The following is a 7637-nucleotide window of genomic DNA, read 5'->3' on the forward strand; positions in this document are numbered from 1 at the left end:
TATGGTTGAAAATTTTGTTTGGGCTTCCAATGGATTAGGCAATCATTCTAAAAAAGCAGCTAAAACAGTATATGATGAATTATCCAAAGTAAGAGGAAACCCTGAAGCCATAAAAGAGACATTAGGTTCACTTGGAGAGATCTTCTCTGGAACTGGTTTTAAATAAAATAAAAAAACATGAATGAATTGTATCAAAAAATTGAGAAATACATAACACAAGGTAATAGTATTGCTTTGGAAAAAATTTTGCGAGAAAATAGCACATTGAATTTAAATGATGGAGAATTGTATAATTTAAATCCACCGCTATATCGAGCTGCAAAATTGGGCTTATATGATATTTGTAAAATTCTTATTGATTATGGCGCTGATGTCAATTATACAAAAGATCATATATTCTATCCTTTAGAAGGTGCCGCATCTTCTAATAATATTGATATTGTAAAATTATTATTAGACAATAATGCAGATATAAATGGATACGATTTAGTAAAACTTTCTGCAATTGGAACAGCTTGCACAAAAGGGCATTATGATATGATGGCGTATCTTGTTGAGTGTGGAGCAGATATAAATAGATTAAATATCGGATTATATCTGAGTCCGTTGGATTTAGCTATAATATGGAAACATGAACATCTATTTAACTATCTAATTGAAAATGGAGCGTTATCAAATGTAAATAGGGATTATGATTGGACTTCAGAAAATGGGGGAGGAATATCCGCCCACATAGATTACTATATTGGAAGAGTAATACCAAATCGCTTCAATATTTTGTCAAATGGGACATTTAATAGAATTGCAATAACAAATAGTAACAGCAACGTACTCTTATATACCATAGGTAATTATAGGTATAGCAATCCATCAACAGAATTTATAATGATTTTACCATTAGGATGGAATCCATATTCAAGAATTGCACCTTCAAATTTACCTTATTTGATTATGGAATGGTTGTCTCTATGGTTACAAAATGGTCGTATTTTTTTCGATGGAGAATTTATTCCTCTTGATAAAATATGTGATAATACACAATTGGAGTATTCGGGTTTTCATGTTGTTGAATATAATTACACAACATTAGAATGTGATAAAAAAGACAATTCAGTTACATTGTTTACTCTAATTCCTCAAAAAAAGAAAAAAAAATCTCATTACGAAGTTACATCTGTACTCTTAGAAAAATTGAAGAAAAAAAAATGGAAAACATTGGAATGGACATCTCTTCCAATATTATAATTGGATGAATCATGTTACTCGCGGACAGTCATATCATTATGGTAGTCGGAGTTGACGTCCATGTGACGACAGCTCCCCCCTTCAATCCCCCCCCCACCCTTACATAGGTATGGTGATGGACCCCACCGACTACATACCGTTCCTCGGCACGAACGTGAGCGTGAACGGGCTGAAGCGCAGCGTCTCGGACACGGGCGGCATGATTATCCCCCTGATGCACATCCCGCTTGCCGGTTCTTTCGCCATGGCTTCGATCATCGGGCACGAGAGCATGAACTTCTTCTCCTCTCAGACGGTTTTTGCAGAGGGGACGCATTTAAGTCCCAAGGGATACATGGTAATGACCTGCAACGACGTGGACATTCCTTTTTCGGGAGCATTGAGCAAGGTAGGCAAGAAAAAGTTCAAGTTCACTCCAACCCTCTTCGCCCCGACATCCTTCTCCATTCCCATTCCGACAGGTGCGCCTGTCATGGTGGGCGGTCCCTATGCCCCCGACTGGGGCGGTATGCTGACGGGACTTTTGTCAAGCATCGGCTTCAGCACGCTGCTCAGTTTTGCCCCTGCCATATTGAAGGCTATGAAACGGGTGGACAAGAAAAGAGGAAAATTATCTAAGGCTTATGCAAATAAGGAAGTTAATGGGTGGAATTGTCGATAAAACACCGTTACCGAGAAGGAAAAAACAAATTAGGGTTTAATCCGACAACAGCAACAAAAAAGTAAAAAGGTAATTTTGGAGAAATATGTTCATGTGAAAACTTAACAAATAATCCTGACTTGAAAAAGAAGGGATATAATCTTAAAAGGATAGGTGACCCTGCACCAACTTCTATTAATGACTCCATTAAACATGGAATTGATGGTATATACGAAAATACAACACCTCCTCCCTCTTATGTTATTGATGAAGCCAATTATGGAACATCTCAACTTGGTAGCACTAAAAGTGGCAAACAAATGTCTGATAGTTGGGTAAATGACAGACTTGAAAGTCAGGTCGGAGAAGATAAGGCTAGAGAGATTCAAAAAGCAATGTCTAAGGGTAATGTAGATAAAGTTATTAGTAGAATAGATGAAAAAGGAAACGTTATTACAAACAAATTAAATTCGGCAGGAGAAATTATTAGTTCTTGGCCATAATAAAAATCAAATAAGAAAACAGTATGAAATTGCGTGATAATTTAAATACCGAAATTCGGTATAAGGAATTGATACAAAAAAAGACCTCTTTCGTAGAAGAGGATCTCCATGAGTATCAGTGTACTGGAACAACATGGGATTCTAAACAAGAACTCTCTCATTTTGATATTATTTTAAGAAATGCATATCAAATACTAATTTCCAAATATTCAGTAGGTTATCCTGTATTGGAACTAATTCCGGACTACCTTCAAGGAGTACAATTCATGAAGAAAGGATGGAATACTGATGCTGGTTATGTAACAATGTTATGGTATCTATCTATAGGAGTTATGCTTGAATGCCATAAAGAATTACAACAACTATCAATACTCCTAAAAGAACATTCGGTTAAAGACAAATTTTTTAGCTTCTTAGTTAACAATACACAGGATTACGCATCAGAAAAACTTCTTTGGACTACTCCCTATGCAGGACTCATCGAAGTGATAGAGCTTGCGAAAACTAATAAGGAAAAGGCTGTAGAACGGCTCCAAAAATACCTTAAAAAGGAATGGTATAAGGGGCATTCTGATTGTGGCTGGTATAATGATCATAAAAGCAAATGGGGTGTTCATTTTGGCTATTGGAGTTTTGAAAGTGGTGCTTTGGTGAAAAAACTAGGCTTAGACGATTCCTCCTTACAAGGGTTGCCTTATTATCCTTATGATATGGTACATTGTATGGAGTAAGTTTATTTCTGTAATATCATAATATATGGCACGATTAACATTTGGAGAAAGGAACCAAAATAACTATGTTAAATATAGTGATGTTTCTATCGAAACCATCAATAAATATAAAGGAAAACTTCCAGATGAGTTGTTGAACATTTGGAATATTATGGGGTATGGCATTTATGAGAATGGCTTTATACAATTAGTAAACCCAGACGATTATGATTTTGTTTTTAAGTATATCGACAAACTATTAGAGCCTTCTATAGTATTTGCAATTACAGCAATGGGTGATTTATTAATTTGGGAAGGAAATAAAAACTGGACGATTGCACCTAATGAAGGAAATAGAGTGAAAATTATAAACGTTAGAAAATGCATAAGCCGTGCATTAGACTCTTTTAGAGGAGCCATTGATATTTTTTTTGATGACTTTTTCATTGCTCATAAGGACTATTTTGCTTCTAAACCCTACTTAGATATTAAAGGAAAACTTCCAAAATTACAATATGGTCAATGCTACGGTTATGTTCCAGCATTGGTCTTAGGAGGGAAAGTTTCTAATAAGAACTTACAAGTTGTAGATGCCAAGACCTATATCGACATTATCGGACAGGCTGTAGGAAAAATCATAGATTTAGAAGAATAAGATAATTTTGTTCTAAAGAACTGTTATGCTCCACTTCACACGTAGTCTAAAGAAAGAGTTATCTTTTTATGGTTTTGAGCAAACTACCCCACATTGCCAGAGTCAACTAAAATCAGTATCTTTGAAAAGTCAAGACAACTCATTCTAGTATGACGACGAAAACGATGTCAACCGAAATCAATTTCAGCAAAAAAATAAGTCAACCATTTTCAGGGAACGACGTAGGGCTGCATCAATAGAGAATCAAATAAAACAAAGCTATGGAATACCACCTAAAACTATTGCAGACATTCCTGATGATGCAATGATGAATATTGATTTATTTTAAACTCTAAATAATGACAAGGTAATATATGGCACGATTAACATTTGAAGAAAGGAACCAAAATAACTATGTTAAACATAGTCCATGTAAATAATAATATATTATGGCAAAAATAAAAATTGGAGACTTAGTAAGAGTTAAATTGCTAAATGACATGTATATGTGGGTACACGTGCTGTTTGATTCGCAATTTATAGTAAAAGGGAAAAAAGAAATAAATCCTTATAATTATTTTTATTTTTACGCATCGTGTTATTTAGTCAATATTTACTCTCAAATATCAACCGAAGAAGAGTTAAAAGATGATACGATATTTTTCAAAGGTGTTTTTATCCCAAGAAAACATGTTGCAAAAGAAACAATAATTTCTAATATTCCTGTGGATTACAGACAAATAGATTTTCCTGAACATACAGGAGGATTAAATTCTTCTTTTTGGCTATCAAAGGGGGAACTTGCATTAGGCAGTATACCAAAAGAAAAGATACATGAATGGAATGATCGTTTTAATGGAGGTTTTAGGGATATATATTCTGTTGCTGATAGCCTTCTTTATATGCAAAACAGACAGTCAGAAATGCAAAGGACAAATTATCCTGACACATGGAAGTTTATTCCTCGTGATTTCAGATTTTATCCTGAATACAGAAAAGAAGTTTATGGAATCATTGGCGAAGACCCTAATCAAAGTTATTATGAATTAGCCTTGAAACACGGTTTTGATTTAGCGAGATTTTATACAAACAAAAAATAGAAAACAATGAATTATCCTGAAGAAATTATGCATGACGTGGCCTGGAGTTTTGTAGGAATGCAATACCGGAGCCAAAAGCAATTTATCGAAGCTGTAAACGACTACAATGAAAAGCTTGGGACAACAGGACGCTGGAATCCTTATGCTACCGCAATTCAATGCAAAGAGGTAACTATTCAGTATTCATATTGGAGTGATGAAGAAGATGAGGAAGTAGAGGAAGATTTTAACTTAGTATCGACGACCTCTGCATTTACAAATGCAGAACTTTTATTTGGAATACACAATTTCGTTGTTGACAAATTAAAGCATGAAGATAATCATTTTTTTGAGGGACTAACATTGTGGGAGGGAGAGAATCCAAGCAGCCTTAATGCTCCATTGTATTTTTTGATGCAAGGAAACTAAGGGATGTTCTTTCCAAAACTCACTTAATAAAATGGTTCTCATACATCTTATAGAGTTGTTTTGTTGCAATAAAATAATTTAGGAATGCTACATTTTACCCAAAGTCTAAAAAAAGAGTTATCTTTTTATGGTTTTGAGCCGGTAAATCTTGTTACAGGTTCAGTGCTGTATGAAGGAGTGGACTTTTCCTTTCCCGGAGCATTACCTTTGGAATGGAAACGTGTGTACCATTCCGACAGCAACTTTAAGGGGGCTTTGGGTATTGGTGTCCATAGTCTTGCAGATATGAGACTCTTCCTATATCCAATAGCACAATGTATTGGGTTGCTACTTGCGGATGGAAGAATATGTGGTTTTGACTATGTAGAAGAAGGTGAAGTTGATTTCTGTCGAATCAACAGATTAGAACTTCGTAAACGCCTCAAGGGATATGAGGTGTATGATTTAGAGAAGAGATTTTTCTATAATTTTGAATATTTCAATCATGCTGCCAACTCCTATCTGCTGACTTCTGTTACCGACTTGGATGGCAGGAGCATCCGCCTTTCCTATGAGAATGGCGTGCTTGCGACACTCACCGATGCCTGCGGTCGCCGGGTCACAGTCCGACATACGGATGCGGGATTCATCGAGAGCCTCCACCTGAGGATGCCGGACGGAAGTTCCGAGCAGCTTGTTCGCTATTCCTATGACGGACAGGGCGACATGGTAGGCATTACCGATGCTTTGGGGCAGACGACAGGAATCCGCTACGAGGATCACCGTATGGTGGAGAAGACCGACCGTAACGGGTACGCATTCTTTTGGGAATACGATAAAGAGGGACGCTGCGTCCATACACGCGGAGCCGACGGCGACCAGGAAGGCTGGATAAGCTATTTCCCCGAGAAGGGATACAACACCGTCCGTGATGCCTGTGGTGCGGAGAGTACATACCGCTACGATGCCAATCAGCTTGTCCGCTCCATCACCGATGCTCTTGGCAACACGACCCGCTATGACTATACCGAGGAGATGGAGCCCTACCGGGAAATAGACCCCGAGGGGCGCATTACGGGCTGGCACTATGACGGACGCGGCAACCAGACAGGCACGACCTATCCCGATGGCACACTGTCCATGCGTGTGTTTGATGAGCAGGACCTCATGATTCTCCATTACCACTGATAATGGGACTGAGTTCACACACTTCAAGTCTATAGAGCGGGTGCTCAAGATCCCTGTATTCTTTGCTAAACCTTATTGCTCTGCTGACAAACCGCACATTGAAAATATCAATGGTTTGATTCGACAATACATCCCAAAAGGAAAATCATTTGACGAAATCTCTGACGATGAAATCAGACAAATTCAGAATCAACTAAACAACAGACCTCGTAAAAAACTAGGCTATAAAACTCCCTATGAAGTTTTTTTTTCCTACATTTGTAGCTGTGTTGCACTTGACACTGGAATGTGCGCAAATGGGATACAAGTTGATATTCAATCTCTGTATATAAAATAATTACAACAATAATGTTGATTAGCTAAGTAAAATGAAAATAATAGAAGAAAATAAAAACAAAAGTGCTATAACTACTAAATATGTAGTAAACAACAACTCTATTATTGTATCCGTTTTCTACGATGAAGATGGTGATTGGCAATTTTTGGGTGAAGAAGAGGTTAGTGAAGAAGATGCAATAGTTGTTTCTATTCAGGAAATGATAGACATTGACAAATCATTAGTAAATTTACCAGACTTAAAAGAAGGCGAATCGGCATATCGTAAAAATAAGGAATCAATATGGCTAATAAGAAAATAAGACGCCATCAGGCGCATAGAAAAGGACAACTTAGTATCACGAGCAAAGAAAGTTAACTTAAGTGAATTTAAAAAGATAGAAAATAAATGGGCAGAAGCATTAAAGCCACCACCACAAAAAGTGACCGTTGATATTAAAATCAACTATGATGGTGCTTTAACAAGACCCTATAGTTCCAATGTTAATTATACAATTGATGGAGAACCTTTTTCTCAAATAATAAAACAAGAACAATTATGAATGATAATTTTGATAATGACTTTCAAAGCCTCTTGACTGAAATGGTGGAGCTGGCGTTCGAGTATGTAGATGATAATGTAGATGAGGTTGATACCGTTTATACTATCGGATTAATTGAAAAAGGGTATTTTTTCAAGACATTTTATAAGATAAATGGGAAATTAGCAAAGTCACACAAAGTGAACGATATATCTAAAAAGCAATACGATGTTTCTAGTACGAGGGCGTTTAATTTATTAAACCTTGGAAACGATATTTTAATGAAGATCGAAAATCTGTTTATTGATTACAACAGAGAAATTCCAACAATACTTAAATTAGTATACTTTCCCAAAACAGGTAAATTTGAAAG

Annotated in this window: 11 protein-coding genes and 1 pseudogene; all 12 read left to right on the top strand. The window is 36.5% G+C overall.

The window, feature by feature from the left end; translation table 11 throughout:
* The first annotated feature begins 177 nt into the window (after window positions 1–177).
* Complete coding sequence (locus HMPREF0650_RS05750) at window positions 178–1245, top strand: ankyrin repeat domain-containing protein (protein WP_004349087.1); 1068 nt, start codon at window positions 178–180, stop codon at window positions 1243–1245.
* A 115-nt stretch (window positions 1246–1360) separates the two neighbouring features.
* A complete protein-coding gene (locus HMPREF0650_RS05755) occupies window positions 1361–1906 on the top strand; it encodes a hypothetical protein (RefSeq protein WP_211205578.1) in 546 nt (181 codons plus the stop codon).
* 119 nt (window positions 1907–2025) lie between these two features.
* Window positions 2026–2388 carry a hypothetical protein gene (locus HMPREF0650_RS05760; protein WP_050774846.1) on the top strand — a complete coding sequence of 121 codons (363 nt, stop codon included), beginning with the start codon at window positions 2026–2028 and terminating at the stop codon, window positions 2386–2388.
* A 23-nt stretch (window positions 2389–2411) separates the two neighbouring features.
* Window positions 2412–3119, top strand: coding sequence for a PoNi-like cognate immunity protein (locus HMPREF0650_RS05765; protein WP_004349091.1), 708 nt, complete (start codon window positions 2412–2414; stop codon window positions 3117–3119).
* A gap of 25 nt (window positions 3120–3144) precedes the next feature.
* Complete coding sequence (locus HMPREF0650_RS05770) at window positions 3145–3753, top strand: GAD-like domain-containing protein (RefSeq protein ID WP_004349092.1); 609 nt, start codon at window positions 3145–3147, stop codon at window positions 3751–3753.
* Window positions 3754–4181: 428 nt separating this feature from the next.
* Entirely contained in the window at window positions 4182–4832 is a 651-nt protein-coding gene (locus tag HMPREF0650_RS05775) for a hypothetical protein (protein WP_004349093.1), read from the top strand.
* 6 nt (window positions 4833–4838) lie between these two features.
* Window positions 4839–5240 carry a hypothetical protein gene (locus HMPREF0650_RS05780; protein WP_004349094.1) on the top strand — a complete coding sequence of 134 codons (402 nt, stop codon included), beginning with the start codon at window positions 4839–4841 and terminating at the stop codon, window positions 5238–5240.
* 84 nt (window positions 5241–5324) lie between these two features.
* Window positions 5325–6407, top strand: coding sequence for a DUF6531 domain-containing protein (locus HMPREF0650_RS05785; RefSeq protein ID WP_004349095.1), 1083 nt, complete (start codon window positions 5325–5327; stop codon window positions 6405–6407).
* A pseudogene (locus HMPREF0650_RS13720) lies at window positions 6394–6666 on the top strand (IS30 family transposase); the annotation flags it as partial. The gene HMPREF0650_RS05785 and the pseudogene HMPREF0650_RS13720, both read left to right, overlap by 14 nt.
* A 109-nt stretch (window positions 6667–6775) precedes the next feature.
* On the top strand, window positions 6776–7045 hold the full coding sequence (locus HMPREF0650_RS05790; protein ID WP_004349096.1) for a hypothetical protein: 270 nt from the start codon (window positions 6776–6778) through the stop codon (window positions 7043–7045).
* 15 nt (window positions 7046–7060) lie between these two features.
* Window positions 7061–7285 (top strand): DNA/RNA non-specific endonuclease, encoded by a 225-nt coding sequence (locus tag HMPREF0650_RS13725; protein ID WP_375342086.1) that lies wholly within the window; start codon window positions 7061–7063, stop codon window positions 7283–7285.
* The coding region (locus tag HMPREF0650_RS05795) for a hypothetical protein (RefSeq protein ID WP_040562608.1) at window positions 7282–7637 on the top strand (356 nt) is incomplete at its 3' end. The genes HMPREF0650_RS13725 and HMPREF0650_RS05795, both read left to right, overlap by 4 nt.

The organism is Hoylesella buccalis ATCC 35310 (assembly GCF_000177075.1).
Classification (GTDB): domain Bacteria; phylum Bacteroidota; class Bacteroidia; order Bacteroidales; family Bacteroidaceae; genus Prevotella; species Prevotella buccalis.